Source organism: Ruegeria sp. CDSA021, assembly GCF_059612325.1.
Genome location: NZ_JBXWQJ010000012.1, coordinates 1 through 26,158 on the forward strand (window position 1 = coordinate 1; position 26,158 = coordinate 26,158).

26 protein-coding genes are annotated in these 26,158 nt (G+C 58.8%); 10 read left to right on the forward strand and 16 right to left on the reverse strand.

The window, feature by feature from the left end; genetic code table 11:
* Positions 1–351 precede the first annotated feature (351 nt).
* On the reverse strand, positions 352–1,545 hold the full coding sequence (locus AC2FLD_RS15725) for a Zn-dependent hydrolase (protein WP_496670745.1): 1,194 nt from the start codon (positions 1,543–1,545) through the stop codon (positions 352–354).
* 135 nt (positions 1,546–1,680) lie between these two features.
* Between AC2FLD_RS15725 and AC2FLD_RS15730 the strand changes: the two genes are divergently transcribed.
* The 4 genes from AC2FLD_RS15730 to AC2FLD_RS15745 are packed head-to-tail and all read left to right on the forward strand — an operon-like array spanning position 1,681 to position 5,180.
* Positions 1,681–2,331: a histidine phosphatase family protein gene (locus AC2FLD_RS15730; RefSeq protein ID WP_496670742.1), complete on the forward strand. Its 651-nt coding sequence runs from the start codon at positions 1,681–1,683 to the stop codon at positions 2,329–2,331.
* An 18-nt stretch (positions 2,332–2,349) separates the two neighbouring features.
* A complete protein-coding gene (locus AC2FLD_RS15735) occupies positions 2,350–2,964 on the forward strand; it encodes a glutathione S-transferase family protein (RefSeq protein ID WP_496670739.1) in 615 nt (204 codons plus the stop codon).
* Between the two features lie 14 nt (positions 2,965–2,978).
* On the forward strand, positions 2,979–4,034 hold the full coding sequence (locus AC2FLD_RS15740; RefSeq protein WP_496670736.1) for a saccharopine dehydrogenase: 1,056 nt from the start codon (positions 2,979–2,981) through the stop codon (positions 4,032–4,034).
* A 3-nt stretch (positions 4,035–4,037) separates the two neighbouring features.
* Positions 4,038–5,180 (forward strand): saccharopine dehydrogenase family protein, encoded by a 1,143-nt coding sequence (locus AC2FLD_RS15745; RefSeq protein ID WP_496670732.1) that lies wholly within the window; start codon positions 4,038–4,040, stop codon positions 5,178–5,180.
* Positions 5,181–5,265: 85 nt separating this feature from the next.
* On the opposite strand, the gene AC2FLD_RS15750 is transcribed toward AC2FLD_RS15745, so the two are convergent.
* From AC2FLD_RS15750 to AC2FLD_RS15765, 4 genes are all read right to left on the reverse strand, one after another.
* Entirely contained in the window at positions 5,266–5,469 is a 204-nt protein-coding gene (locus AC2FLD_RS15750; RefSeq protein WP_050605048.1) for a DUF1127 domain-containing protein, read from the reverse strand.
* A gap of 58 nt (positions 5,470–5,527) precedes the next feature.
* Entirely contained in the window at positions 5,528–5,755 is a 228-nt protein-coding gene (locus AC2FLD_RS15755) for a DUF1127 domain-containing protein (RefSeq protein ID WP_496670728.1), read from the reverse strand.
* Between the two features lie 239 nt (positions 5,756–5,994).
* Positions 5,995–6,312, reverse strand: coding sequence for a DUF3775 domain-containing protein (locus AC2FLD_RS15760; protein ID WP_050605050.1), 318 nt, complete (start codon positions 6,310–6,312; stop codon positions 5,995–5,997).
* Between the two features lie 85 nt (positions 6,313–6,397).
* Positions 6,398–7,171 carry a DUF1365 domain-containing protein gene (locus tag AC2FLD_RS15765; protein ID WP_496670724.1) on the reverse strand — a complete coding sequence of 258 codons (774 nt, stop codon included), beginning with the start codon at positions 7,169–7,171 and terminating at the stop codon, positions 6,398–6,400.
* A 287-nt stretch (positions 7,172–7,458) separates the two neighbouring features.
* Between AC2FLD_RS15765 and AC2FLD_RS15770 the strand changes: the two genes are divergently transcribed.
* From AC2FLD_RS15770 to AC2FLD_RS15780, 3 genes are read left to right on the forward strand one after another with little or no spacing between them, the layout of a single operon-like run.
* Positions 7,459–7,974: a sigma-70 family RNA polymerase sigma factor gene (locus tag AC2FLD_RS15770; protein ID WP_496670764.1), complete on the forward strand. Its 516-nt coding sequence runs from the start codon at positions 7,459–7,461 to the stop codon at positions 7,972–7,974.
* Between the two features lie 10 nt (positions 7,975–7,984).
* Entirely contained in the window at positions 7,985–8,635 is a 651-nt protein-coding gene (locus AC2FLD_RS15775) for a ChrR family anti-sigma-E factor (RefSeq protein ID WP_496670715.1), read from the forward strand.
* A 46-nt stretch (positions 8,636–8,681) separates the two neighbouring features.
* The gene (locus tag AC2FLD_RS15780; protein ID WP_496670712.1) at positions 8,682–9,086 is read left to right on the forward strand and encodes a hypothetical protein; all 405 of its coding nucleotides are present in this window, start codon (positions 8,682–8,684) and stop codon (positions 9,084–9,086) included.
* 2 nt (positions 9,087–9,088) lie between these two features.
* On the opposite strand, the gene AC2FLD_RS15785 is transcribed toward AC2FLD_RS15780, so the two are convergent.
* The 6 genes from AC2FLD_RS15785 to AC2FLD_RS15810 all read right to left on the reverse strand — a co-directional run bounded on the left by AC2FLD_RS15785 (position 9,089) and on the right by AC2FLD_RS15810 (position 16,396).
* Positions 9,089–10,318 (reverse strand): DNA recombination protein RmuC, encoded by a 1,230-nt coding sequence (locus tag AC2FLD_RS15785; RefSeq protein WP_496670705.1) that lies wholly within the window; start codon positions 10,316–10,318, stop codon positions 9,089–9,091.
* 57 nt (positions 10,319–10,375) lie between these two features.
* Positions 10,376–12,238, reverse strand: coding sequence for a DNA mismatch repair endonuclease MutL (gene mutL / locus AC2FLD_RS15790; protein WP_496670700.1), 1,863 nt, complete (start codon positions 12,236–12,238; stop codon positions 10,376–10,378).
* Positions 12,239–12,500: 262 nt separating this feature from the next.
* Positions 12,501–13,430, reverse strand: coding sequence for a metal ABC transporter permease (locus AC2FLD_RS15795; RefSeq protein ID WP_050605057.1), 930 nt, complete (start codon positions 13,428–13,430; stop codon positions 12,501–12,503).
* Positions 13,427–14,632: a metal ABC transporter permease gene (locus AC2FLD_RS15800; protein ID WP_496670696.1), complete on the reverse strand. Its 1,206-nt coding sequence runs from the start codon at positions 14,630–14,632 to the stop codon at positions 13,427–13,429. The genes AC2FLD_RS15795 and AC2FLD_RS15800 overlap by 4 nt, the downstream gene beginning before the upstream one ends.
* A 3-nt stretch (positions 14,633–14,635) precedes the next feature.
* Positions 14,636–15,439: a metal ABC transporter ATP-binding protein gene (locus AC2FLD_RS15805; protein WP_496670692.1), complete on the reverse strand. Its 804-nt coding sequence runs from the start codon at positions 15,437–15,439 to the stop codon at positions 14,636–14,638.
* Between the two features lie 3 nt (positions 15,440–15,442).
* Positions 15,443–16,396 (reverse strand): metal ABC transporter solute-binding protein, Zn/Mn family, encoded by a 954-nt coding sequence (locus AC2FLD_RS15810; RefSeq protein ID WP_496670685.1) that lies wholly within the window; start codon positions 16,394–16,396, stop codon positions 15,443–15,445.
* Positions 16,397–16,596: 200 nt separating this feature from the next.
* Between AC2FLD_RS15810 and deoC the strand changes: the two genes are divergently transcribed.
* Genes deoC through AC2FLD_RS15825 form a run of 3 tightly spaced genes read left to right on the forward strand, consistent with a single transcriptional unit; the run spans position 16,597 to position 20,773 of the window.
* On the forward strand, positions 16,597–17,595 hold the full coding sequence (deoC, locus tag AC2FLD_RS15815; RefSeq protein ID WP_496670679.1) for a deoxyribose-phosphate aldolase: 999 nt from the start codon (positions 16,597–16,599) through the stop codon (positions 17,593–17,595).
* 11 nt (positions 17,596–17,606) lie between these two features.
* Entirely contained in the window at positions 17,607–19,940 is a 2,334-nt protein-coding gene (locus AC2FLD_RS15820; protein WP_496670671.1) for an aldehyde dehydrogenase family protein, read from the forward strand.
* 23 nt (positions 19,941–19,963) lie between these two features.
* Complete coding sequence (locus tag AC2FLD_RS15825; RefSeq protein WP_496670664.1) at positions 19,964–20,773, forward strand: SDR family oxidoreductase; 810 nt, start codon at positions 19,964–19,966, stop codon at positions 20,771–20,773.
* A gap of 21 nt (positions 20,774–20,794) precedes the next feature.
* Here AC2FLD_RS15825 and AC2FLD_RS15830 read toward each other — a convergent pair whose 3' ends face one another.
* The 5 genes from AC2FLD_RS15830 to purH form a co-directional block, all read right to left on the reverse strand.
* Positions 20,795–22,105, reverse strand: a complete 1,311-nt coding sequence (locus AC2FLD_RS15830) for a M16 family metallopeptidase (protein ID WP_496670661.1) — start codon at positions 22,103–22,105, stop codon at positions 20,795–20,797.
* Entirely contained in the window at positions 22,102–23,442 is a 1,341-nt protein-coding gene (locus AC2FLD_RS15835; RefSeq protein ID WP_496670659.1) for a M16 family metallopeptidase, read from the reverse strand. The genes AC2FLD_RS15830 and AC2FLD_RS15835 overlap by 4 nt, the downstream gene beginning before the upstream one ends.
* An 81-nt stretch (positions 23,443–23,523) precedes the next feature.
* Positions 23,524–24,039, reverse strand: coding sequence for a DUF3035 domain-containing protein (locus AC2FLD_RS15840; RefSeq protein WP_496670656.1), 516 nt, complete (start codon positions 24,037–24,039; stop codon positions 23,524–23,526).
* A 50-nt stretch (positions 24,040–24,089) separates the two neighbouring features.
* Positions 24,090–24,566 carry a signal peptidase II gene (gene lspA / locus AC2FLD_RS15845; RefSeq protein ID WP_050605067.1) on the reverse strand — a complete coding sequence of 159 codons (477 nt, stop codon included), beginning with the start codon at positions 24,564–24,566 and terminating at the stop codon, positions 24,090–24,092.
* On the reverse strand, positions 24,566–26,155 hold the full coding sequence (purH, locus tag AC2FLD_RS15850; protein WP_496670653.1) for a bifunctional phosphoribosylaminoimidazolecarboxamide formyltransferase/IMP cyclohydrolase: 1,590 nt from the start codon (positions 26,153–26,155) through the stop codon (positions 24,566–24,568). The genes lspA and purH overlap by 1 nt, the downstream gene beginning before the upstream one ends.
* Positions 26,156–26,158 lie beyond the last annotated feature (3 nt).

Below are 26,158 nucleotides of genomic sequence, written 5' to 3' on the forward strand. Positions count from 1 at the left end.
CACCCAGCAAAATCAACCAGCTTACCACCCAACTCAACATGCAACGAATGCAAAGGCGTGCGTTTAAGTGAAGTCATTGCGGATACCTTTTCGTACCTGTGGGTTGACGCATCCCCGTCAGTCTGCCCCAAGCTGCGCGGATTGCAACGATTCCAGACAGTTTACACCCGACACACCGGCTTTGGACAGCACTGCATACGGAGGTATGCACATAAATGTTCCTATAGGAAACTTTTTTCCCTTAAGCAACACGCCTTATTCGAACCCTAAAACCCCGGAAATGTTTCCGCTGTTTTGCTCCAGCCTACTTGGCCGCAAGGATCAGAAAAAACAGTATTTTGCCTTCTCCTTTTACCATTGCCCCCCAAGCACCTGAAGGGCGGTGTCGAGCACGTTCAGTCCGGCAAGCAGATCGCTTTCTGCGGTGTCTTCGGCGAAATCGTGGCTGATTCCGTTGATCGAAGGAACAAACAACATTGCAACCGGCATCAGGCGCGACACGTTTGTTGCATCATGCAACGCGCCCGAGGGCATCCGGCGCCATTTCCCCGGAGCGACCTGTTGCGCGCCGCTTTCCAAAGCTTCCCGCAGTGTCCGGTCCATGGCAACAGGCTCTAGCCCCAGCATCGGGCCGTAATCCAGCGCCATCCCCTGTTCATCGGCGACCTCCAAAGCTGTCGCGCGAATGATCTCTTCCATCCGGACCAGCCGATCCGCATCGCCATCGCGCCATTGCATCGAAAACCGAACCCGCCCCGGAACGATGGACGAAGCATTGGGATGCACGTCAACACGCCCGATGGTCCAGACGGTCTGAGGCGTCACTACATTGCGGAAACGGTCATTGAGACGCGTGTTGAAAAGGGACAGTGCCTGAAACGCATCGCGGCGCAGGTGCATCGGTGTTGTGCCTGCGTGGTTCTGCTGACCCTCAAAAGTAATCGACATGTCGCGGATGCCGACAATATCGGTAACAACGCCGATCTGCTCACCCGCCGCGTCCAGGGAAGGGCCTTGTTCGATATGCATCTCAACAAAGCCGCTGAACCGGGAAGGGTCCACAAAGTCACCGGACATCCCGGACATTGAGGCACGGGCGGCACCAAAGCTGACACCCGCGCCATCCGTCAGCCCATCCGCCTGATCCAACGGCAGGCCACCGGACCATACGGCAGAGCCAGTGGTCACACCAAACCGCCCTTCTTCGTCCTGAAAGCTGACGACCGAGATGGGCCGTTCACTGGAGCGCGCGATCTCCAACGCGGCAATGACACCCAGCGCGCCATCCAGCCAGCCGCCTTCGGGTTGGCTGTCGGAATGCGATCCCATCAGCAACGAAGGGCCTTCGGCCAACCCGAACAGATTTCCGACCCGATCGAAATGTGGTGTCAGCCCGGCGTCAGACATGCGCTCTGCAAGCCATTTGCGCGCAGCAATATCCGCTTCTGAGTATGCCGGTCGGATCACGCCCTTGCCGACACCCGAGGCCCCAAATTCGCGTAACTTATGCAAATCTGCCAAGAACCGCGTGTGATTGACCGACATGACATCCTCCGAGTTTTCCTTGGGCAGACCATAGCCACAAACCGGGTCACAGCGAGGATTTTTTCAATGGCACATGAAACCCCTCTGGTCCCGGGGTGGAACCTGCCCTAAGACGTCTGCGCAAGAGGGACTAACATGTCACATATTACATTGGTGCGTCACGGACAGGCCAACACCGCAGCGCGCGACGAAGTAAGTTATGACAGGCTAAGCGAGTTGGGGCATCAGCAAGCCCGCTGGCTGGGCGCGCATCTTCGTGACACCCGCAGCCACTATCCCCGCGTCTTTTGCGGCACTCTGACTCGCCATGCCGAAACAGCCGCCAGCATGGGGTTGGTCAATCCGGTGCAAGATGCCCGGCTCAATGAGATTGAGTATTTCACGCTTGCGCAACTGTTCGAAGAACAGCACGGTGTTGCGATCCCAACGGATCGCGAGGGCTTTGTCGAGCATCTGCCAAAGACATTTACAGCGTGGGCCAGTGGGGAAATCGAGGACACGCCCGAAACCTTTGACGAATTCGAAACCCGCGTCCGCGACGCGCTGCACGAGATCGGGACCGCAGGCGGACCGGCCATCGTGGTGACATCAGGCGCGCTGATCTCGATGGTGGTGCGGCAGGCAATGGGGCTGGACATCCCGTCCATGGCGCGGGTGGCCCTTGCCATCATGAACACGTCGATGCATCGTCTGCACCCGATTGGGGCTCAGCTAAGCCCGGTTCTGTTCAACGCCGTTCCGCATCTGGAAGCACCCGACCGGCAGTTCGCGCAGACACACCTGTAATTTGATCGGAGACCTCTGATGCAGCTTTACTATGCCCCCCGCACCATCTCGGTCGCTGTTGCGATTACCCTGGAAGAGGCAGGACTTGAGTATGAAGCGATCATGCTTGATTTTGCCGGGGGCGAGCAGACGAAACCTGCCTACAGGCAGATCAACCCAAAGGGCCGCGTTCCGGCGCTGGTTGTTGATGGCGGCATCCTGACCGAAACCGGAGCGTTGCTGGAGTATATCGCGGCCAAAGCACCTGAAGCCGGGCTGGTGCCCGCCGATCCGGTCATGGCCGCGCGGATGCGCGAGGTGATGTTCTACCTGGCCTCGACCATGCATGTGAACCACGCCCACAAGATGCGGGGCCACCGCTGGGCCGACAAGAAATCCAGCTGGAAGGACATGAAAGACAAGGTGGCGCAGACGATGACTGCGTCCTGTGACTATATCTGTTCAAACGGGTTGCGTGGTCCGTTTGTGCTGGGTGAGGCGTTCTCGCTGGCAGATGCCTACCTTTATGTGGTTTGCAGTTGGCTGGAAGGTGACGGCGTCGATGTCACGGCCTTCCCCAAAATTCTCGCCTTCCGCGAAGCGATGGAGGCACGGCCTTCGGTTCAGGCGGTCCGTGCCGCCGGAATGCTCTGACAAAAGGAAATACGATGACACATCTCTGGGTCCGGGCAGAACAGCGCCCGAACGAGGAACGGGTTGGGTTGACCCATGAAGGCGCCGCAGCGCTGATCGCGGCTGGCATCCGCGTGACGGTCGAGGAAAGCCATATCCGTGCCATTCCGATTGACGGCTACAAGGACGCAGGCTGCGAGATCGCGGCTGAAAACTCCTGGCCCGAAGCCCCGCTGGACGCGATCATCTTCGGTCTCAAGGAACTGCCCGAGGACGGCACGCCCCTGCCCCATCGCCACATCATGTTCGGCCATGCCTACAAGGGCCAGCATTCTGGTCGCGCGCTGTTGCAACGGTTCAAAGCCGGGCGCGGTACGCTGTATGATCTGGAATATCTGGTGGATGAAAACGGCCGCCGGGTTGCCGCCTTTGGCTATTGGGCCGGGTATGCCGGTGCGGCAGTTACCCTGAAAGCATGGGCCGTGCAGCTGCGGGGCGAGGTATGCCCGCCCGTAGGTGTCTACGCGGGCAAGGACGTGCTGAATGACGAACTGTTGGCTGAACTGGACGCCACCGGAACCGCCCGACCGCGCGCCATCGTCATCGGGGCCTTGGGCCGCGTTGGCACTGGTGCTGCCGATCTGTGCGAAGCGATGGGCGTCGCTGTCACCAAATGGGATATGGCTGAAACTTCCAGCGGTGGACCTTTCCCGGAGATCCTGGACCACGATCTGTTCCTGAATTGCATTTTCGCGCGCCCCGGTACGCCTATTTTTGTCCCGCAAGAGGCCCTGACCGCCCCGCGCAACCTGACCGCCATTGGTGACGTGGCCTGCGACCCGGACAGTGATTACAACCCAGTTCCGGTCTATGACCGCGCAACCACATGGGACGCGCCGGCCCTGCGTGTGGCGAATGATCCGGTGATGGACGTGATGGCCATCGACAATCTGCCGTCGATGCTGCCGGTCGAAAGTTCGGAAGACTATGCCGCACAACTGCTGCCTTCTTTGTTGACATTGAATGATCTGGACAGCGGTGTCTGGGGTCGGGCAGAAGCAACCTACAATACCCATATCGAAGGACTCTGAACGATGACGATTCACTGGTGTGGCACCGGCCTGTCGGCCATTCCCGGCCTGCGCCGCCTGATAGAGGGCGGGCACAAGGTCACCGTCTGGAACCGAACCATCGAAAAGGCCAAGGCCGAGGTCGGAGATCTGACCGACGATATCCGAGCCTTCGACATTGAATCACTTGGCGCGGTGCTTGGAAAAGGCGACGTGATCGTCTCGATGCTGCCGGGCGACTGGCATGTTCCACTGGCAGAACTGGCGATCTCGAAACAGGCCAACTTCGTCTCGTCATCGTACATCGCTCCCGAGATGCGTGCACTGGACGACAAGGCGCGCGAAGCCGGTGTGGTTCTGGTCAACGAAGTCGGGCTGGACCCGGGCATCGACCACCTGATGGCCCATGCGTTGGTCGACGACTATCGTGCCTCAGAAGCATTTGACCCGGAAAACCACCTAAGCTTTATCTCATACTGCGGTGGTATCCCCAAAACCCCAAACCCCTTCCGCTACAAATTCAGCTGGTCGCCTCTGGGTGTGCTCAAGGCGCTGCGGTCGCCTTCGAAATCAATCCGTGACTATGCTCCGCTGGACGTAGCCCGCCCGTGGGACGCGATCAGCAGCTATGTTGCACCGCTTCCGACCCCGGAAAGCTTCGAAGTCTACCCGAACCGCGACTCGATCCCGTTCACGGCGCAATACCATTTCGAGGATCATTGGCCGGTCAAGGAATTCGTCCGCGGCACCCTGCGCCTGAACGGCTGGGCCGATGCATGGTCGGATGTGTTCACCGAGATTGAAACCCTGTCGGGGCCTGAAGGCGATGCACGTCTGAAAGAGATGTCAGATCAGTTCTGGGACGAAAACGCCTATGAAGAAGGCGAGCCTGACCGTGTTGTGCTGTGCGTTGGCCTGAAGGCCGAGAAGGACGGCATCGAGGTTTGGAACAAAACCTATGTCATGGACGCGTGGGGTGATGCGCGCGGCACCGCGATGGCGCGTCTGGTGTCTATCCCCGTCTCAATGGCTATTGAGGCCGTCCTGAACCGCGCGATTCCAGCCGGGGTTCACGCAGCACCCAGCGACCCGAAGCTTGTGAAGGATTGGATGGGTGAGATCGATAAACTGGCGCAACATTTGCAGATCGTCGATCATCTGAACTAGTGGAAAGAAGAAAGCCATCCCAGGTTTGCTGGAATGGCTTTCATTGTTCTTCTTTAGGCATGTCTAGCTTTCCCTATTCGGGCCTTCAGATGTACCGCTCAATCGTGTCTTCGATATCGCAGCGATTGATGCCAAGCTCTGACAATTGGTGATCGTTCAAAGCGTTCAGATGCTGGGCCGCGCGGACAATGTCAGGGCTGATCGCTCGGATGCGCATGGCACGGTCGAACAGCAGCAATGCGCTAGCCGCAGGGGCCGGTTGATTGATGGGCGGGATAACGTCAAACATACTGATAACCTCACTGACTGGTTCATTTGGGTAACTTGAAATCCGGCTGAGTTCGGTATCACTGCCGGTAAGGCTTGTTGTAATAAACACTCTCGTACGCGCGCCGTTTGATCTGGTCCCGCTGGATACCGATATCGGCAAGTTGCTGGTCGTCCAGCCTTTCGAGATCGCGCACAGTTTTTGCAACAATCCGGCGACGGAAGTGTTCGACCTTTCCATCGGCGTATTTCGAAAACAGGCCATCAAAAAGGCCGTTCCGGGTGTCTGCTGTCTGGGTATGTGCCATGTCTTTGTCCTCCTGAATTTGATGTGCGTTGTCTTCCTGACATCAAATTTGGGAACGCTGCCTTAACGTTATCAAAGCGCTTCATTAAGGTTTGTTTAGATAGGTTCGGAGGAAGCGCGCGGTGGATCAGATCCGCCGAAGCGTATCTGCTAAATGCATCCGCAACACGCATCTTATTCAATGATTAAAATCAGATGGCGGGCGAACCGCCACCCATGGCACTTGGTCGACGAGGTGAATTACATCAGGTCGTTCTCAACATCCTCAGCCGAGATGCCCAACGCATCCAGTCCGTTCTCAAGGTGGTCCGACAGATGCGGGGTGCCGATCAGGTAGTCGGCGCAGGGGGTCGAGGCTTCGGACTTGGCGGTAGCGATGGCCTCGGCCAGGTCTTCTGCGAAAAAGCTTTCGCGGCCGATCCACATGATGGCGACCAGCTCGGCCTGCTCGTCTTCGCCCATGCGGCCGATGAACGCCCGCAGCTCACCCTCGGCCCGGTTCAGTTCGCGGCCCATCATGGCCACTTGGGCAACTTTCCTTGCCGAAATTTCCAACATGTTCTCAGCTCCTGTTGTTCGCGGTTGTCATGCCATCACAACCATCGAAGGGGGCCTGAGTCTTTGATCTTAAGCAAACCAGCGATCAGTCCCGCGCTCGGGATATCGGTTGTTCTGGTACAGGCTCGGATCGAAACGGGCGGAAGGATGCCTTTTTCACCCACAGTTTCAACGCCTGCCAAACGATCAGCGTAAAGGTCCGCCGGGCCCCAAATGGACGCCGAAGCAAAGACCACAGGATCAAACGATTTGTCAGTGGCTGGCGCGGTCCGGTCAGTGTGGCGATCAGCCCACCGTCGGGCCGTGTATAGTCGATCCAGACACCGACCCTGTCCACGCGAAAATCGAACCGGAACGTATAGGTGCCTTCGATCTTCTGGAACGGAGAGACATGCATCAGCTTATCGGCCACCACCCGGTCTGACGGCTCGATGGCTGCAAAACCAGGCTTGTGGCACAGATAGCTGTGTCGCGTCCCATAGGTGTTCGTCACCTCGGCTACAACGGCGTAGAATTGGCCGTTGTCGTCAAAACAGAACCAGAAGCTCACCGGGTTGAAGACATGCCCCAGAACCCTTGGCTGAGTCAGCAACATGATGTGCGCCGGTTGCGGCACAGCCATCTTGTCAAAGCGGGCACGCAACCACGCGGCACCTTCACCTTTACCGGGCGCGCCACCATGATCGCTCGTGCGCCAGTTGGCGACATTTGCGCGGTCACGTGAAAATAGTAGCGGCGTTTTCAGCTGTGCCTCAGGGTCGAACAAAATGTAATCGATCGAATACCGAAACGCATTTTCGATCCCGCCCTTGCGCCCGTGATAGGTGTGGCCAGCGATATGATCTATTTCTTTTGCCATTGTTTGTTTTCAGACCTGCCCATAACTGCCTAAAACAGCATCGTTTTCTGTCCAATGCATACATTTATAGTACGGAATTTGGCGCAGGTTGGATCATAATGTCCTGATAAAGTGATCCGGCTTGGGGTGCGGCCCGTAATGTGGTTATGTTTACCGAGATCAATACTGCGACCTTGGACGAACCTGCGGTTGACACAGCCGCCCCTCAGCCTTGGCGCGGGAAGAAACGCATCAAGGGTAGACAGGTGAACGGAACAAAAGACAGTTGCGACACCAGATCCGAGTGGGTGGAACACGTCAAGCGCATCCGGGATGCGCAGGACCAGTCGGCCTTTGCCGAGTTGTTCCAGCACTTCGCGCCACGCATCAAGGGGTTCCTGATGAAGTCAGGGTCTGATGCCACCATGGCCGAAGAATGCGCGCAAGAGGTGATGGCAACCTTGTGGCACAAGGCCCATCTGTTCGATCCAACACGGGCCACCGTGGCCACGTGGGTGTTCACAATTGCTCGGAACAAGCGCATCGACGTGCTGCGCAAGCAACGCCGCCCCGAACCCGAGGAACTGGGATGGGGACCCGAGGCCGAGCCTGACCAGGAAGACGTCATCGCACTGCAACAGGAAACCGCGCAGCTGCGCACCGCCATGCTGGCGTTGCCGGAAGCGCAGAGAGAGCTGATCGAGAAGGCGTATTTCGGGGATCTGAGCCACGGGGAAATTGCGTCACAGACCGGGTTGCCCCTGGGCACGATCAAATCACGTATAAGGCTGGCGCTGGACCGCTTGCGCCATGCAATGAACTGAGATGAGTGAGATGAGCAAGTCGATTAAACATCACCTGACAGATGACCTGCTGATGGCTTATGCTGCGGGGAATTTGCCCGAGGCCTTCGATCTAATGGTCGCGACCCATCTGTCCCTGTGTAACCATTGCCGCGCACGGGCCGAGAGCTTTGACGCCGTTGGTGGGCAAGTTCTGGACGATCAAGCAGGTTTAGTCGCCATTTCTGATGCCTCTTTGGCGGCAACTATGGCCTTGATAGCTAAGGGCGCACCGACCCCCAAACCCGCGCGCGCTGGCTGCTCCGTTTTGCCAACCCCCTTGCAGGACTACGTGGGTGGAACCGTCGCAGACATTCGCTGGAAATCGATTGGCATGGGCGTGAAGCAGGCCATCCTGCCGACCACCAAAGAGGCCACAGCGCGGTTGTTGTTCATTCCAGCCGGTGCGGCGGTCCCGGACCACGGTCATCAGGGCATGGAACTGACAATGGTACTGCAAGGCGCGTTTTCGGACGAGGTTGATCACTTCGCTCGCGGTGATGTTGAAATCGCTGACGAGAACCTGGAACACTCACCCGTTGCTGATATCTCGGAAGACTGCATTTGTCTTGCGGTCACGGATGCGCCGCTGAAGTTCAGCAAGCTCATGCCGCGCCTGTTCCAGCCCTTCCTACGCATCTGACCTGCTGGCGATTTCCACCTCAGGCCCGACTTGAAAGGACACAGACATGACAGGAAAACTACTTTTGTCGACCTTTTTGCTGGGCGTTGCAGCTGGCGCATCAGCCCAAATGACGGCTGAGGTACAGTTTGAGTCCGGAAATTATGGCACCATGGTCAGCGGGACTGTCACTGGCGATGAATATTTCGACTATGTGCTGGGCGCCAAAGCCGGACAGGAGATGTTGGCCGACCTTCAGGTCAGTGTCACCAATGGAAACGGCGTGATTTACTTCAATATCCTGCCACCGGGAAGCGACGGCGTTGCGATCTATAATGGATCGATTAACGGCAATACGGCCCGGATCAACCTGTCAGACGAAGGAGATTACACGATCCGCGTCTACCTGATGGGCAATGACAGGGATACAGGCAAAACCGTGGGGTACAATCTGGACCTGTCTATCCAGTGATTTCAGCCTTCGTGACGCGCCAACGGCACAACGTCTGACGCGGCATCAGGTGCGATTTCCTCGAAATCAAAATTGTCCAGACGTTGCGCCCGTCGGCCAGCTTTTTCCGCACTGATCTTGATTTCCGAGATATCCTTGGCCGCCTGACCAAAATGACGATCCAGATTGGTCACACGATCCCCCAGACGATCCACATCCTTGTGTAGCAACCCCAGTTCTTTGCGGATCGCACCGGCCTGTTCGCGCATGCGCGCATCTTTCAGGATCGCGCGCATCGTGTTCAGCGTCGCCATGCAGGTGGTGGGTGAAACGATCCAGACGCGCTTGGCAAAACTCTCCTGAACCAGCTCAGGGAACTTGGCGTGAAGTTCAGCATAAACGGCCTCGGACGGCAGGAACATCAGCGCACCATCGGCGGTTTCACCGTCCAGGATGTACTTCTCGGCAATGTCGGTGATGTGTTTGCGGACCGTACTGCGGAACATCTGCAAGGCCGCTTTCAGCTCAGCGTCATTGGTCGCACCGATCAATGCCTCATACGCCTCCAACGGGAATTTGCTGTCTATCACGATGGGGCCCGGAGGGTTCGGCAGATGGATCAGGCAATCCGCACGACGCCCGTTGGACAGCGTGGCCTGCAACTTGAAACTGTCCCGGGGCAGTGCCTTTGAGACAATGTCAGTCAGCTGAATTTCCCCAAACGCACCGCGCGTCTGCTTGTTTGACAGGATATCCTGCAGGCTGAGAACATCGCCAGACAGTTTGGTGATATTGTCCTGCGCTTTGTCGATCGCGGCCAGACGCTCCTGCAATTGGGTCAAGGATGTCGCGGTCTGTTTCGATGACCCATGCAGGGATTCTTTCATCCTCTCCTGCATCTCGGCCAGCGCACGTGCAGACTTCATGGCGTTATCAGCCAGCCGGTCATTCATCTGCTGCTGGACCGAGGACAGACGCGCCTCGACCGTTTGGATCACCTGCACCTGCGCATTGGCCTGCGTGTCCGAGACATGCTGCAAGCCACCTCGCATTTGCTCTTGCCCCTGCCCCAATTGCTGCACATGCTGGCCCAGATGCGCCATCTGCCGCGCCAGAGGTTCCGCCATCCGGGCCGAGCGATTGGCTGCCCGTAAAGACAGGAACAAAAGCAGCAGGATCAGCAGGACAACCCCGCCGCCGGTCAGAAGAACCGGGTCGTTCAGTGGGATCTGGGTGCCTGCTATCTGGATCATGTCAGTCTTTATGTTCTCGTTTTGTTTCTATCTTCTTAATAGGTTCTGAACGACGGATCAACTGCGTCCGAACAACCTTTCGATATCGCTGAGCTTCAACTCCACATAGGTCGGGCGACCGTGGTTGCATTGACCGGAATGCGGTGTCGCCTCCATCTCGCGCAGCAGGGCGTTCATTTCTTCGGCGCGCATCCGGCGGCCGGACCGGACGGAACCGTGGCAGGCCACCCGGCTGAGGATCGCCTCGATCTTTGCCTGAACCATCTGGCTTTCGCCCTGATCGGCCAGTTCGTCGAGGATATCGAGGATCATCGCGCGGGCATCGACCTCACCCAGAATGGCCGGGGTTTCACGCACAGCGACAGCTCCGCCACCAAAAGGCTCAACCGTCAGGCCAAAGCGCGTCAAATCATCCGCAACGGCCATCAGACGTGCGCAGTCACTTTCCGACAGTTCCACGATTTCAGGGATCAGAAGCGCCTGCGCCGCGACGCCGTTCTCGGCCATCTGAGTTTTGAGTTTCTCATAGACCAACCGTTCATGTGCGGCGTGCTGGTCCACAATCACCATACCGTCGGCGGTTTGCGCAATAATGTAATTCTCGTGCACCTGCCCCCGCGCGGCCCCTAAAGGCAAGTCCTGCGGTTGGGAGTCTTGTGCTTCCGCTACCGGGGTAATTGGGCTCGGTTCGACAATGCTGCCGCTGTAATCATGGGCCAGTTCAGCAAAGCCCGGAGACTGCGCCCGATAGGCCGCCTGCCGCGCAGCGGGCGAAGGACGGTCCATCTGATACACCCGCGCCGGGGTCGGTTGCGCCGGTTCCGGCCGCATCGCGCCCAGGGTCGCGTTGGCCACGGTCGAGGACGCCCGATGTCCAGCCTCGGCCAGTGCATAGCGCAGGCTGGACACAATCAAACCCCGTGCAACGCCGGGGTCGCGGAACCGAACCTCGGATTTGGCGGGATGAACGTTCACATCCACCAGCGTCGGTTCACAGTCGATAAACAAAGCCGCCGCCGGATGACGATCGCGGCTGAGGAAGTCGAAATATGCGGCCCTCAAAGCGCCGGTCAGCATCTTGTCGCGCACGGGGCGGCCATTGACGAACAGATACTGTGCGACTGCTGCGCCACGCGAGTAGGTCGGCAAGGCAGCATAGCCATAAAGCCGGATGCCCTCACGTGTGGCGTCGATCCGCAGAGCGTTTTCGGCAAATTCACGCCCGATCACACGGGCCAGACGGGCGTGGAGCGCGTCGAACAGGTCTCCGTTCTCGCGATCCGCACGGAAAGTGACACGACCCTCGCCACCGCCCGACACATCGCGCAGGGTGAAGGTCACGGAAGGTTCGGCCATCGCCAACCGTTTCACTGTGTCGCTGATGGCCTGTGCTTCGGCCCGGTCAGTGCGCATGAACTTCAGCCGGGCGGGTGTGGCGAAGAACAGATCGCGCAGCTCGACCACTGTGCCTGCGCGTAGGGCGGCGGGTTTGACGGCGTCCATCCTGCCGCCCGCAACGTGGATCTGCGCCGCATCCATGCCCGGCACGCGGCTGGTAATGGTCAGGCGCCCGACCGCGCCCAAAGAGGGCAGCGCCTCACCCCGAAAACCAAAGGTGTGGATGTTCAGCAAGTCTGACCCGTCGATCTTTGACGTGGCATGGCGGGACAAAGCCAGCGGCAGATCATCGGGCGAGATACCGCAACCATCATCCGTGACACGGATCAGGGTCTTGCCCCCATCTGCAATATCGATGGCAATCCGCGTGGCCCCTGCGTCGATAGCGTTCTCGACCAGTTCCTTCACAGCAGAGGCCGGACGTTCCACCACCTCACCGGCAGCAATCCTGTTGATTGCAGCGTCGTCCAGCTGTCGGATCACCGGGCGATTTTCGCCGATATTGGGGTTTGTTTGCGCCATACCGCTAGACCTAGCACAATCGCACACGATTCTGCCACTGGTTTGCGCAAGTTTTCTGATCAGAAAAAAGGTGTCCGGGGGGCCGTGAACGGCTTTGCCTTCAGGTCCACCCGGACGCACCAAGTGAGTGGTGTGAGTCAGTTAATGAATAGTGGGCGTGTAACATGTGCCTGCCCAATAATCTTCTTAAGATTAACCTTTTGGGCATCTGGGCAGAGATTGGCCGACGACGCACGGGCAGGTGTGGCAGGAACATGCCGGATCACGCAGATGTGTGCGCACCGATACGCGCACGGCAGGGTCCGAACATAGCGGCTGCGGCAAGTATCAAACCTGACATCGTGGCTATCATGCCCGCCGCGCTGACCGCATCCGACCCGCCCAGCCATAAAGGGCCGTAGCCTGCCAGCACATAGCCCGACACTGCCGAGGCTGTGGCGAACACAATACTCCAGGCAATCTGCGCCTCGAGCCGGTTGGTCAACATTCTGGCCGCAGCCGGAGGGCAGATGAACATGGCGATCACGATGATTGATCCCACCGCGTCGAATGCGGCCACCGCCGCGATGGCCGCGGTAATGACCAGTGCCATGCCCAAGGCTCCCGTTCGAATGCCGATCGTGCGCGCAAAGCCTTCATCGAAGGTGGAAATCTTCAGCGGTCGCCAGAACAGCCAGGTGAACACAGACACACCCACCAGCGTCAGAGCAATCCGGGACAGTTCAGGCGGCAGACCTGCAAGGGCTTCGACATCCAGCAATGATCCCCAGCCAGTTGCATCCAACCAGATCAGGCTTTCAAGGTTGCCATAAAGCGCATGTTCCACGTCCAGATGCACGGTCGAGGTGTCCGTCTGTTCAAGCAGCAAAACACCCGCCGCAAACATTGTGGTAAAGACAACGCCCATGGCTGCACCGGGTTCGATCTGACCCAGTCGGCGAATGGCCTCGATCAGAACCACAGCCACAATTGCAGCGCCCGCGGCACCCAGCATCATCGGCCAGGTTGATATTGCCCCGGTCAGCAGGAACGCCACAACAATACCCGGAAGCACCACATGGCTGATCGCGTCCCCGATCAGCGCCTGTTTGCGCAGCACCAGAAAATTGCCGGGCAAGGCGCAAGCAATGGCCGCAAATGTGCCAATCAGCAGCGGCGTCAGCGACAGCGGTACAAACTCCTCACCACTCATGCCGGTACCCCCTGCGGTCTACCAATTTGACGGTCGATTTCAGCGATCTGATCATGGGTCATGACGGTTTCGATATCCCGCAACCCGTCATACAGCGCAGCCGTCGCCTCATGCGCCTGATCCCCGCGCACGATCTCCCAGCGTTTTTCGTCGCGCAGCGCCTTGGCGGCCCGCGCCTTGCCGGTTTCAGTGGCGACCCCGTCTGGCCGGACCAGACCCGCACGGCGCAGCAAGCGCAGCGTGAGCGGTTCGTAGATCTTCTGACCCTGCGCCAGCGCCAACAGACCCTGACGGATATGCACCCGGCGTTGAAAACGTAAATGCCGCAAGACCGCCGCCAGCACCCCGCGCTTTGGGGCGCAGAACAGGGACAAGATAAAAAATGCAAAGCTGACCAGAACGATGATCGGGCCTGTCGGCAAGTTGGGGGCAGAAGCGGAAATAGCAGCGCCGATGTATCCGGCCAGACCTCCGGCAAACCCGGCAAGCAGGACAACGTGTTCGGAACGCTCCGACCAGAACCGCGCCGTGACCGCCGGAATGATCAGCAGAGCCACAATCAGGATCAAGCCTACGATTTTCAGGCCGACCACAGTGACAGCCATGACCAACCCCATCATCGCAAGGTCGATGCGATGGATTGGCAAGCCACGGGCCGCAGCATATTCCGGGTCGAAGGCAACAAGAGTCATGGGACGGCGCAGGATCAGAACCAGCAGCAGCGTCGCCGCGCCACCGATGGCAATGATCATCGCATCCGCCCACAGCATTCCGGCGGTCGAGCCCAACAAGAAGCCCTCCAACCCCGCCTGACGCCCTACACCCATGGTCTGGATGATTGTCAAAAGCACGATACCAAAACCGAAGAAGACGGAAAGGATCGCGCCGATCGCTGCGTCTTCGGCCAGTCGGGTGCGGCGCGTCAGCCAATTCATGCAAAGAAGCCCAACCCAGGCCGAAATCGCTGACCCTGCCAGCAAGCCCAACAGGTTGCGCCCATCCCCGCCCAGCGCGACCAAAACCATGAAGGCCAGACAAACACCCGGCAGGGTTGCATGGCTGATTGCGTCGCTGACCAAAGCGCGCTTGCGCAGGAACAGGAACGTCCCCGTCACACCCGCCGATACACCCAGCAAAGTCGCACCAATGGCGACCAGCGTGGCGTTATAGCCAAGCTGCAGGGTCAGAGCGTCCCAAATCATGTGTTACCCCAGTGCGCGCGAAATCTGATCAATCTGCGCGGTTGCCAGCCGCCCTCCATAAGCGGATTGCAACGTTTCCGCAGTGAAAGCCTCGGACACCGGCCCTTCGGCCACTTTGCGGGTATTGATCAGGAAAACGTGGTCGAAGTAATCGGTCACGGTCGCCAGATCGTGATGCACCACCACAACTGTTTTGCCCGCGTCTTTCAGGGATTTCAGCACCGCAATAATGGCCTTCTCGGTGGCGGCGTCCACCCCGGCGAAAGGTTCATCCAGAAGGTACAGATCCGCCCCTTGCGCCAAAGCGCGGGCCAGAAATACCCTCTGCTGCTGGCCACCGGACAATTGCCCGATCTGACGATCCGCGAAGTCCCGCATTCCGACACGGTTCAGACAGTCCATCGCGCACGCCTTGTGACGGGCGCGGACACGCCCCAGAAGCCCAAGCTCACGCGACAGACCCATCAGGATCACGTCAATCACACGAGTCGGGAAATCCCAATCTACGCTGGCCCGCTGCGGGACATAAGCAATGCGCGCACGCTGCTTGTCCAATGGCTGACCAAAAACGGTTACCTGACCTGACAGAGGCGAAACGATACCAAGCGCCGCCTTGAGCAAAGTGGACTTCCCGGCCCCGTTCGGTCCGATGATCGCAGTCATCGCACCGGGCTGGACAGTCATATCAACCGAAAAGACCGCAGGCTTTTGCCCGTATGATACTGTCAGTCCGCGCACAGCAAGGGGGCTGTCTTCCAACCTTTGCGCCTCAACTGTCACGCCTTCATTGCTGATCAGGTCCAACATCAATCAAAATCCCGCCGACAGTTTTCCGTCCATGCCACGACCCGGCACATCGCCACCCAAAGCACCAGCAATGACAGTGATGTTATGGTCCAACATTCCGACATAGGTACCTTCATAAGTACCCTCTTCACCCATGGCATCCGAGAACAGCTCGCCCCCGACTTTCACGTCATGCCCCTTGGCAGCCGCACCTTCGATCAGCGCGCGGATCGAACGATCCGAGACCGAGCTTTCAACGAAGACAGCCGTGACCTGATGGTCAACCAGCAAATCGACCAGTTCACCAATCCGGTTCAGACCAGCCTCGGACTGGGTCGAGATTCCCTGAATGCCCAGAACCTCGAACCCGAAGCTTTCGCCAAAATAACCAAAGGCGTCGTGGGCGGTGATCAGAACCTTGCTGCTTTCCGGAACGGAAGACAACGCGTTGTTGGCATACGTTGCCAGACGATCGATATCAGCCAGATGGGCCTTTGCATTTGCGGCAAAAACCTCGGCCGCTTCGGGGCGTGCTTCAGTCAATGCAGTCTGGATTTCCAGTACAACATCACGCCACAACTTGGGTGTCATCCAGACATGTGGATCAAACTTGTCGGCGTAATCATCATGCGCACGCAGTTTGAATTTATCGACCCCTTCAGCAACCGCGACCACGGCCCGTTTGCGCCCTAGATCATGGAAGAAGTGTTCCATCTGCGCTTCCAGATACAGACCGTGCCACAGGATCAGATCCGCGCGGGTCATGGCCGCGATGTCACTGCGGGTCTGGCGATAGGCATGCGGGTCCACGCCGGGGCCCATCAGCCCTTTGACCTCAACCTGATCACCACCGACCTGACGCGCCGCATCCGCGATCATACCCGTCGTGGCAACCACTTTGAGCGGTGCCTCGGCCCAAGCTGCCAGTGGCAGTGAAACCGCCAGCACCAATGCGCAAAGAAAACTCCGACGAATCATCTTAGACCTCAATTTCGCGTCCTGATTAGGATAAATATGAGAACCACTCGCAACTAAGTCAACGCTAATGCGAATTATTCGCAAGAAAGTCATGTTTATTTGTCCGTTTGGTCAAAAATTTCCCAATCAAATCCTCTCAACACCTTCCATTCCACTTCCTACCATGCGATTTTGTCGCAAACCTCCCAAAGGACGTGACTATGGATACGCAGAGCTCAGAAAGCCCCGTGCGCACCGCGCATCTGCCGCAAGTGACCGAACCCCGGAATCCCGGCATGGAACTTGATCTGGATTGGGTCCGCGCTGTTCAGGCCAACACTTCCGCGATTGAACGTCGGGCAGCCACCCTGCCCGGGCGTCGGTCAGTGAAAAAAGAGTATCAGGCCGCGTGGCTGCTGAAGGCGATCACGATGATCGACCTGACCACCTTGTCCGGCGATGACACCGTGGGTCGCGTGCGCCGTCTGTGCGCCAAGGCGCGCCAGCCCGTCGCGCCTTCAGTCCTCCAAACGCTGGAAATGCCGCCGATCACCACGGGCGCCGTCTGTGTCTATCACGACATGATCGAAACCGCCGTGAACGCGCTGAACGGCACCGGCATTCCGGTTGCTGCTGTCTCGACAGGTTTCCCGGCGGGCCTGTCCCCTTTCCACCTGCGCGTGGCAGAGATCGAAGAAAGCGTGAAAGCCGGTGCAGAAGAGATCGACATCGTGATCTCGCGCCGTCATGTGCTGTCGGGCGATTGGCAGGCGCTGTATGAAGAGATGAAGGCTTTCCGCGTGGCCTGCGGCGATGCCCATGTCAAAGCCATCCTTGCGACCGGTGAACTGGGCAGCCTGCGCAACGTCGCGCGCGCCTCGCTGGTCTGCATGATGGCGGGGGCGGATTTCATAAAAACCTCGACCGGCAAGGAAAGCGTCAACGCCACCCTGCCTGTCTCATTGGTCATGATCCGCGCCATCCGCGACTACTATGATCGCACCGGATATCGCGTAGGGTACAAGCCTGCGGGTGGCATTTCGAAAGCCAAGGATGCGCTGGTCTATCTGTCGCTGATCAAGGACGAGCTGGGCGACCGTTGGCTGGAGCCGGATCTGTTCCGCTTTGGAGCGTCATCGCTGCTGGGCGACATCGAGCGGCAGTTGGAACACTATGTCACCGGGACCTACTCGGCTGGCTACCGTCACTCCATGGGCTGAGGACAAGAACAATGACAGTCAAAGAGATTTTCGAGACCATGGATTACGGCCCCGCCCCCGAAAGTGCTGCCGAGGCGCTGGCCTGGCTGGTCGATCAGGGTGACAAGTTCGGTCACTATATCGATGGCGCCTTCACCAAGCCCGGTAAAGGCTTCGACAGCCGCAACCCAGCTAATGGCGAAGTGCTTGCCAAGCTGACACAGGCGAAACAGGCCGACGTAGACGCTGCTGTTGGCGCTGCGCGACAAGCACAGCCAAAGTGGGAGAAGCTGGGCGGCGCAGGCCGCGCACGGTATCTCTATGCCATTGCGCGCCTGCTGCAGAAGCATTCGCGTCTGTTCGCGGTGCTGGAGAGCATGGACAACGGGAAACCGATCCGCGAGTCGCGCGATATCGACATCCCGCTGGCACAGCGGCACTTCTACTATCACGCGGGCATGGCGCAATTGATGGAGAGCGAACTGCCGGACACGCAGGCGCTTGGCGTATGCGGCCAGATCATCCCGTGGAACTTCCCGCTGCTGATGTTGGCTTGGAAGATCGCGCCTGCTCTGGCGATGGGTAACACGGTGGTACTGAAACCAGCCGAGTATACATCGCTGACCGCACTGCTGTTTGCCGATATCTGTTCGCAGGCCGGGCTGCCGAAGGGCGTGGTCAACATCGTCACCGGAGACGGTGCGGTGGGCGAGATGATCGTGAACGCGGACGTGGACAAGATCGCCTTCACCGGCTCGACCGTTGTGGGCCGCCGTATCCGCGAGGCGACTGCGGGTTCGGGCAAGGAACTGACATTGGAGCTGGGTGGTAAATCCGCCTACATCGTGTTCGACGACGCCGATATTGACAGTGCCATCGAAGGACTGGTGGACGCGATCTGGTTCAATCAGGGTCAGGTCTGCTGTGCTGGTTCCCGTCTGTTGGTTCAGGAAGGTATCGCTGATCGCTTCCACGAGAAACTGCGCGCCCGGATGGACGGCTTGCGCATCGGTGATCCGCTGGACAAATGCATCGACGTGGGCGCGGTCGTTGACCCGGTCCAGTTGCAGACCATCAAGGGCATGGTCGAAAGCAACACAGCTGGCCACGTGCATCAGGCGGCCTGCCAGCTACCCGAAAATGGCTGCTACTATCCGCCGACGCTTATCTCTGGCCTCGAAACCTCTGACCCACTGATGCAGGAGGAGATCTTTGGCCCGGTTCTGGTGTCCTCGACATTCCGTACGCCTGCTGAAGCGGTCGAACTGGCCAACAACACCCGTTACGGGTTGGCCGCGACCGTCTGGACCGAGAATGTGAACCTCGCGCTGGATATCGCGCCCAAACTGGTTGCGGGCGTGGTCTGGGTCAATGCGACCAACCTGTTCGACGCCGCCGCCGGTTTCGGTGGTGTGCGCGAGAGTGGCTTTGGCAGAGAAGGCGGTTGGGAAGGTCTGGCCGCCTATACCAAGCCCAAAGGCAAGGCCAAACCGCTGTCGAAGGTCGATGCAACCATGGGCGAAGGCGCTCCGGTCGACCCGATTGACCGCACCGCCAAGATGTATGTCGGTGGCAAACAGGCGCGGCCTGATGGTGGATATTCGAAGCCTGTCTGGGGCAAAACCGGCCTGCTGGGTCACGTTGGGCTGGCTAACCGGAAAGACGTGCGCAACGCTGTTGAGGCCGCCGCAGGTGCCAAAGGCTGGTCCAGAACCACCGGCCACCTGCGGGCGCAGATCCTGTATTTCATCGGCGAAAACCTCTCGGCGCGTGCAGATGAATTCGCGGCTCGGATCGACGCGATGACCGGCAAGAACGACGGCGCGAAAGAGGTCGAGGCCTCGATTCAACGCCTGTTCACCGCCGCCGCCTGGGCCGACAAATATGACGGTCAGGTCCATGGCGTTCCGATCCGGGGTGTAGCGATTGCGATGAAAGAACCGGTTGGCGTGATCGGTGCCCTCTGTGCCGATGAAGCGCCCCTGTTGGGACTGGTTTCAGCCATGGCGCCTGCGATTGCGATGGGCAACCGGACGGTTTTGGTTTCCTCGGAACCCTATCCGCTGGCAGCGACGGACTTCTACCAGATCCTTGAGACCTCGGACGTCCCCGCAGGCGTGGTCAACATCCTGACCGGCAGTCATGCGGAACTGGCGAAACCGCTGGCCTCGCACCTGAACGTGGACGCGGTCTGGTCATTTTCGTCCACTGACCTGTCGAAAGAGATCGAAGCGGTCTCGGCCGGGAACTTGAAACGGACCTGGGTTAATAACGCGACGACATTTGACTGGAGCATGGACCAATCGCGCCGCTTCCTGCAGGCTGCGACCGAAGTGAAGAACATCTGGGTGCCCTACGGCGAGTAGGGCTCCCGCCACGGGAGGCCTACATGGATTTTTCAGGAAAAACCGTCATTGTCATTGGCGGAACCAGCGGTATCAATCGCGGCATTGCCGAGGCCTTTGCGGCCTCGGGCGCTAAACTGGCGGTCGCAAGCCGGTCGCAGGAAAAAGTCGATGATACCGTCACCGCACTGAAACAAGCGGGCGCACAAGACGCGATCGGCGCGGCATTTGATGTGCGTGACCCGGATGCTGTAACCGATGGATTGAAGCAATTTCACGACGCCTTCGGTGATTTCGACGTGCTGATCTCAGGCGCAGCAGGCAACTTCCCGGCGCTGGCAGCTGAGATGTCGGTGAATGCGTTCAAGACGGTAATCGATATCGACCTGATGGGCACCATCCACGTGATGAAAGGGGCCTACCCCTACCTGAAACGTCCCGGTGCCAGCATCATCAACATCTCGGCCCCGCAATCTTATCTGCCTTATGAGGGCCAAGCCCATGTCTGCGCCGCCAAGGCAGGCGTCGATCAGATCACCCGCACGCTGTCGATGGAATGGGGGGTCGAGGGCATCCGCGTGAACTCGGTCGTGCCGGGGTTCATCGAAGGCACCGAGGGTGCGAAACGTCTGGCCCCCACCCCAGATGCCGGAGAAGCGTTGCGCCGCGACGTGCCGTTGGGCCGCTGGGGTCAGCCGCAGGACGTGGCCAATGCCTGCCTGTTTCTTAGCTCGGACATGGCCAGCTATATCAGCGGAACGGTTCTGGCCGTGGATGGCGCGCTGTATCAACGCGGCTCAGGCAAATTCGGCCAAATGATGGGTGAGATGCTGCGCAGTATGAAAAAAGGGTGAGCCACGCTCACCCCTTCCAGTTCAGTTCGTTGTGTCCAGACCAACCGGTTTGCCAACGACAGTAAAGTGCAAGCCATCCGGGTCGAGCAGTTCGGCAGCGACCCGGTTCACGTCTTCCAAAGTCACCGCGTTCACCTTGTCATTCCGGGTAGCAATATAGTCGATTGGCAGACCTTCCATCTGCATACCAACCATGATCCCGGCAATCTGTCCGTTGCCATCAAAGCGCAACGGATAGGCGCCGGTCAGATAGGTCTTGGCGTCGTCCAGTTCCATCTGCGTCATGCCTTCAGTGGCCGCACGAGCCCATTCATCCCGGATCACCTCAACCGCTTCGGCAATACGATCGTTCGCAGAGGACACAGACCCCAGATAGACCGAGGCCAGATCCTTGGGTACCAGATAGGTTCCGACGCCATAGGTCAGGCCGCGCTTTTCTCGCACTTCCTGCATCAGGCGGCTTTCGAACCCGCCACCGCCGAGGATGTGGTTCAGGACAAACGCCGCAAAGAAATCCGGGTCGTCCCGATCAATGCCAGCCTGACCGAACAGGGCAACCGATTGCGGTGTGTCAAACTCGACGACACTGACACCACCGGGAATAGTCACATCCGCTTTGTCCGGTATGGGCTTACCGCTCTCGGGCAAATCGGCAAGCAAGGTATCAAGCAACGCACCCAGTTCTTCCGCGGTGATGTCGCCCACGGCTCCGACATACAGGCGGTCTTTGGCAAACACGCTGTCATACGCGGCCACTACGTCATCCCGAGTCAGGGTCGAAACGCTTTCGATCGAGCCCTTCCCTTCGGACCCGTATGGATGGTCGCCATAGGCCATCCTTGCAAAGTTTAGGCCCGCGATCTCATTCGGGTCAGTCTGATCCGAGCGCAATCCCGACAGAATCTGCGCGCGCACGCGGTCAATGGCATTCTGATCGAATCGCGGCTCGTGCAGCGTGGTTCGCAAAAGGTCGACCACATCATCCCGGTTCTCGGTCAGAAAACGCGCCGAGATCGAAACGGTATCGTCGCCCGCGTTATATTTGAAGGACGCGGCCAGCGCTTCAAGTTCACGGGCATAGGTTTGGGCGTCCATATCGCCTGCGCCTTCTTCGATCAGGCCGCTCATCAAATAAACGGCACCGCGCTTATTCGGATCATCCAGAGAGGTGCCGCCCCGAAACCGCAGTTCCAGCGCCGTGAAGGGAATCGAGTGATCTTCGACCAACCAGGCTTTGATACCGCCGGGCGAAGTCACTTCTTCGATCTCGATCTCAGCCAAGGCTGGCAGCGCAACCAGACAGGCAATCAGAGTTGCAAGAAACCGTTTCATTGCGTCACCTCATCATCGCGCATCAGCCAGCCTGTGACCGATGTCTCCGGTTGCAGAACTTCGCGGGCGGTGGCGATGATTTCATCACCGGTCACGGCCTGAAGAATATCGGGCCAAGCTTGCACATCATCTACCGTCAGGCCGCTGGTCAGGGCACGACCATACCGGTTGCCGATCCCATCCACATTGTCGCGGGCATAGATTTGTGACGCGCGTAGCTGCATCTTGATACGGTTCAGATCGTCTTCGTTCACACCTTCGGCAATAAAGTCGGCCACGGCCTGATCCATGGCATCTTCCGCCTCTTGCAGAGAAACACCTTCGGCCGGAACAACCAACAGATCGAAGGTCGTGTCATCCAGCGAGACGCCGCGATAGAACGCCCCTGCATAGACAACTTTTTGCTCATCAAACTGAAGCTTTTCGTTCAGGTACGACGTAGTACTGCCACCCAACAACTCGGCCAGCAGAAACAGGGCTGCGGCCTTTTCCTGGTCACCCGGATCGCGTTCCGGGGCCAGATAGCTGCGTTGCACATAGGGCTGCGCCACGCGCGGATCCTTGTAGGTAAGGCGTCGTTCGGCCGTGTGTGGCGGTTCTTGCGACCGCACCCGCTCGGGCAGGTCCGCGTTGGCCGGGATCACACCGTAATACTGCTCGGCAAGGGCGCGGACCTCAACAGGCTCAACATCGCCTGTGACCACCAGAATGGCGTTATTGGGCGCATAATGGGTCTGATAGAACGACAGCGCATCTTCCATGTCCAGTTCTTCCATCTCGTGCATCCAGCCGATGATCGGCACGCCATAGCGATGGTTGAGATACTGCGCGGCATTCATCTGTTCGCCGAACAATGCACGTGGGTTGTTCTCGGTGCGCTGGTTGCGTTCTTCAAGGATCACGTCACGTTCGGTCAGAATATCCCCTTCACTCAGGCGCAGGTTCCGCATCCGGTCGGATTCCATCTGCATCATCAGTTCCAGACGGTCGGCAGCAACACGCTGGAAATACGCCGTGTAGTCATATGAGGTGAACGCGTTGTCATTGCCGCCATTGGCCGCGACGGTGGCCGAAAACTCGCCCGGGGCCAGCGTATCGGTGCCTTTGAACAACAGGTGTTCCAGGAAATGCGCCACACCGGACGACCCGATCGGCTCATCCGCGGATCCGGCGCGGTACCAGACCATGTGTTGCACGACCGGGGCGCGGTGGTCTTCGACCACGACGACATCCATACCGTTGTCCAGAGTGAATGTGGTGACCGCTTCTTTTCCGCCCTCGGCAAAAACCGGGGTGGCGGCGATCAGGGCAGCCGATAAGGCCAGGGCCCGAACCATGGGGCATCCTCCGTTTCGTTTCTGGTATTCAAACTACGGTGGTGCGGCCCGGGTTCAAGCCCGATGACGGAAAGTTAAGAATTATTCACCCGGCGGCGATGACGGGGTTTCAATCCCGGCATTACGCGCGGCGTTGGTTTCCGCATAGGGATTGATGGATTGCCGCTCGTAGACCTGCCCATAGCGGTCAACAGGGAACAGGCGCAAACCGGTCCAGCGGCCACGGCGTTTTCGGAACGCGGCATCTTCGGCCTCGACAACCTGGCGCGCATCGGGTGACACACCATACCGGCTGGAGGCCGTGACCAATGCCGCGTCTGAAGATGGCACAGCTGTATTTGGGTTCAAAGCCGACGCATTGCCACCCAGCGCAGCCACGGCGTCAGCGTTCGGATTCGGATCCGTCAGGTTTTCACCGCCGGGCGTAGGCGCGGGCAGAAATGCATAATCCTGAGGCTGCGTCAGCGGTTTGACCGGCAAAACCGAAAACTCGTCCGGACCGGGTCCCGGAGGCGCCAGATCCCGCAGACCGGGATTCGAACATGCCGCAACCGCAGCGGCAACAGTCAGAACAATAATGGCGCGCGGCATCCGCATTGGTGTCTCCAGCCTGTTTAAGGCGCTTTTATCGCATTTCATTCGGCGCGTCACGAGGGCTTTTTGCCATCAGACAGGACCAGCCCAATGGCCCCTGCAAAAATAAACACATCTGCCAGGTTGAACACAAACGGGTTGTTGATGCCGCAACAGGACATGTTCAGGAAATCCAGAACGAACCCGTAAAGAACCCGGTCCACCACATTCCCAAGCGCTCCGCCGATCAGAAGACCAGCGCACAAGAGCATGAGATTCGATGTGGCCGTGCGGCTGAGCCAGACAAGAACTCCGACACAGATTGCAACCGAGATGCCGATCAGCACCCAGCGCGCAGTGTCGGAGTCGCCCTGAAACAGGCCAAAGTTGATGCCGCGATTCTCGCCGTATTTGAAGACAAGAAACGGCGGCAGAACGTCGATGCCACTTGGCTGCTCAGCCACGCGCATAACATGAACGACCAGATACTTGCTAATCTGGTCGATCGCAAAGGCAGCCAAAGCCGCCCAGAGAAGCAGGCGAGACCGCATCAGTGACGGAAATGCCGCATACCGGTGAAGACCATGGCCAGCCCGGCCTCATCTGCGGCTGCAATCACTTCGTCATCGCGCATGGACCCACCGGGTTGGATGACGCAGGTTGCACCGGCTTCGGCGGCTTCCATCAAGCCGTCGGGAAAAGGGAAGAACGCATCCGATGCGACAGCAGATCCGATGGTCAGCGGTTGGGGCAGGCCCAGCACATCCGCCATCCGCTCGGCTTTCTTGGCCGCGATCAGGGCCGAATCCACACGGCTCATCTGGCCCGCGCCCACACCCACAGTCGCGCCATCCTTGACGTAGACGATGGCGTTAGATTTGACATGTTTCGCCACTTTCCACGCAAACAGCAGGTCACGCATCTGTTCGTCAGTCGGGGCTTTTTTGGTGACGACCTTCAAGTCATCCATGCCGACAAATCCGTTATCCTTGTCCTGTACCAGCAGGCCTCCGGCCACCTGACGGACGGTTTTACCACCTGCTGTCACATCAGGCAGGCCGTCGGTCGTCAGCAGGCGAAGGTTCTTTTTGGCCGCAAAAATCGCCTTGGCTTCGTCAGTAGCACCCGGAGCAATCACGACTTCGGTGAAGATGCCGGTAATCTCTTGCGCGGTTTCTGCATCCAGCGGCTGGTTAAGCGCCACGATCCCGCCGAAGGCCGAGGTTCGGTCGCAGTCAAACGCGGCCTTGTAGGCCTCAAGCAGATTTGCACCTGTGGCCACGCCGCAAGGGTTGGCGTGTTTGATAATAGCACAAGCCGCGCCCTGAGCGGGGTCGAATTCAGCAACCAGCTCAAACGCAGCGTCCGTGTCATTGATGTTATTGTAGCTCAGCTCTTTTCCCTGATGCTGCACGGCGGTGGCCACACCCGGGCGGTTCGTGCCGTCCGTATAGAAGGCGGCCTGCTGATGGCTGTTCTCGCCATAGCGCAGGGTCTGTTTCAACTCACCGGCAAAGGCGCGGCGCTTAGGGGCTTCAAGCTCCAGCGCATCGGCCAGCCAGTTGGATACGGCTGTGTCATAGGCCGCGGTGCGGGCATAGGCCTTTTGCGCCAGCTTCCGGCGGAATTTCGGACAGGTGGCACCGTTGTGCTGATCCATATAGCCCAGCAGTTTGTCGTAATCCTCTACGTCCACGACCACGTTTACAAACGCATGGTTCTTGGCCGCCGCGCGGATCATCGCCGGACCGCCAATGTCGATATTCTCGACGCACTCATCGTAACCTGCGCCTTTGGCAACAGTGGCTTCGAACGGGTAGAGGTTCACCACCAGCAGATCAATTGCACGGATGCCGTGTTCGTTCATGGCCGCAACATGGGTGTCATTGTCGCGCAACGCCAGCAGACCGCCATGCACCATTGGGTGCAGGGTTTTGACGCGGCCATCCATCATCTCGGGGAAGCCGGTGACCTCGCTGACATCCTTGACCGCAAGCCCCGCATCGCGCAGCGCCTTGGCCGTGCCGCCAGTCGACAGCAGTTCGACCCCGCGCTCGGCCAGCGCCTTGCCCAGCTCGATCAGCCCGGTTTTGTCGGATACGGAAAGCAACGCGCGGCGCACGGGGTGAAGATCGGTCATGGG

Bases quoted from the DNA above. Each gene is read 5' to 3' on its own strand.
- lspA (WP_050605067.1), bottom strand. From the start codon at position 24,566: ATGCGGTCTCGCCTGCTTCTCTGGGCGGCTTTGGCTGCCTTTGCGATC.
- AC2FLD_RS15825 (WP_496670664.1), top strand. From the start codon at position 19,964: ATGGATTTTTCAGGAAAAACCGTCATTGTCATTGGCGGAACCAGCGGT.
- AC2FLD_RS15735 (WP_496670739.1), top strand. From the start codon at position 2,350: ATGCAGCTTTACTATGCCCCCCGCACCATCTCGGTCGCTGTTGCGATT.
- AC2FLD_RS15830 (WP_496670661.1), bottom strand. From the start codon at position 22,105: ATGAAACGGTTTCTTGCAACTCTGATTGCCTGTCTGGTTGCGCTGCCA.
- AC2FLD_RS15780 (WP_496670712.1), top strand. From the start codon at position 8,682: ATGACAGGAAAACTACTTTTGTCGACCTTTTTGCTGGGCGTTGCAGCT.
- AC2FLD_RS15835 (WP_496670659.1), bottom strand. From the start codon at position 23,442: ATGGTTCGGGCCCTGGCCTTATCGGCTGCCCTGATCGCCGCCACCCCG.
- AC2FLD_RS15755 (WP_496670728.1), bottom strand. From the start codon at position 5,755: ATGGCACATACCCAGACAGCAGACACCCGGAACGGCCTTTTTGATGGC.
- AC2FLD_RS15820 (WP_496670671.1), top strand. From the start codon at position 17,607: ATGACAGTCAAAGAGATTTTCGAGACCATGGATTACGGCCCCGCCCCC.
- AC2FLD_RS15810 (WP_496670685.1), bottom strand. From the start codon at position 16,396: ATGATTCGTCGGAGTTTTCTTTGCGCATTGGTGCTGGCGGTTTCACTG.
- AC2FLD_RS15760 (WP_050605050.1), bottom strand. From the start codon at position 6,312: ATGTTGGAAATTTCGGCAAGGAAAGTTGCCCAAGTGGCCATGATGGGC.
- AC2FLD_RS15725 (WP_496670745.1), bottom strand. From the start codon at position 1,545: ATGTCGGTCAATCACACGCGGTTCTTGGCAGATTTGCATAAGTTACGC.
- AC2FLD_RS15805 (WP_496670692.1), bottom strand. From the start codon at position 15,439: ATGTTGGACCTGATCAGCAATGAAGGCGTGACAGTTGAGGCGCAAAGG.
- AC2FLD_RS15800 (WP_496670696.1), bottom strand. From the start codon at position 14,632: ATGATTTGGGACGCTCTGACCCTGCAGCTTGGCTATAACGCCACGCTG.
- AC2FLD_RS15740 (WP_496670736.1), top strand. From the start codon at position 2,979: ATGACACATCTCTGGGTCCGGGCAGAACAGCGCCCGAACGAGGAACGG.
- AC2FLD_RS15775 (WP_496670715.1), top strand. From the start codon at position 7,985: ATGAGCAAGTCGATTAAACATCACCTGACAGATGACCTGCTGATGGCT.
- AC2FLD_RS15745 (WP_496670732.1), top strand. From the start codon at position 4,038: ATGACGATTCACTGGTGTGGCACCGGCCTGTCGGCCATTCCCGGCCTG.
- deoC (WP_496670679.1), top strand. From the start codon at position 16,597: ATGGATACGCAGAGCTCAGAAAGCCCCGTGCGCACCGCGCATCTGCCG.
- AC2FLD_RS15730 (WP_496670742.1), top strand. From the start codon at position 1,681: ATGTCACATATTACATTGGTGCGTCACGGACAGGCCAACACCGCAGCG.
- mutL (WP_496670700.1), bottom strand. From the start codon at position 12,238: ATGGCGCAAACAAACCCCAATATCGGCGAAAATCGCCCGGTGATCCGA.
- AC2FLD_RS15750 (WP_050605048.1), bottom strand. From the start codon at position 5,469: ATGTTTGACGTTATCCCGCCCATCAATCAACCGGCCCCTGCGGCTAGC.
- purH (WP_496670653.1), bottom strand. From the start codon at position 26,155: ATGACCGATCTTCACCCCGTGCGCCGCGCGTTGCTTTCCGTATCCGAC.
- AC2FLD_RS15785 (WP_496670705.1), bottom strand. From the start codon at position 10,318: ATGATCCAGATAGCAGGCACCCAGATCCCACTGAACGACCCGGTTCTT.
- AC2FLD_RS15765 (WP_496670724.1), bottom strand. From the start codon at position 7,171: ATGGCAAAAGAAATAGATCATATCGCTGGCCACACCTATCACGGGCGC.
- AC2FLD_RS15840 (WP_496670656.1), bottom strand. From the start codon at position 24,039: ATGCGGATGCCGCGCGCCATTATTGTTCTGACTGTTGCCGCTGCGGTT.
- AC2FLD_RS15795 (WP_050605057.1), bottom strand. From the start codon at position 13,430: ATGAGTGGTGAGGAGTTTGTACCGCTGTCGCTGACGCCGCTGCTGATT.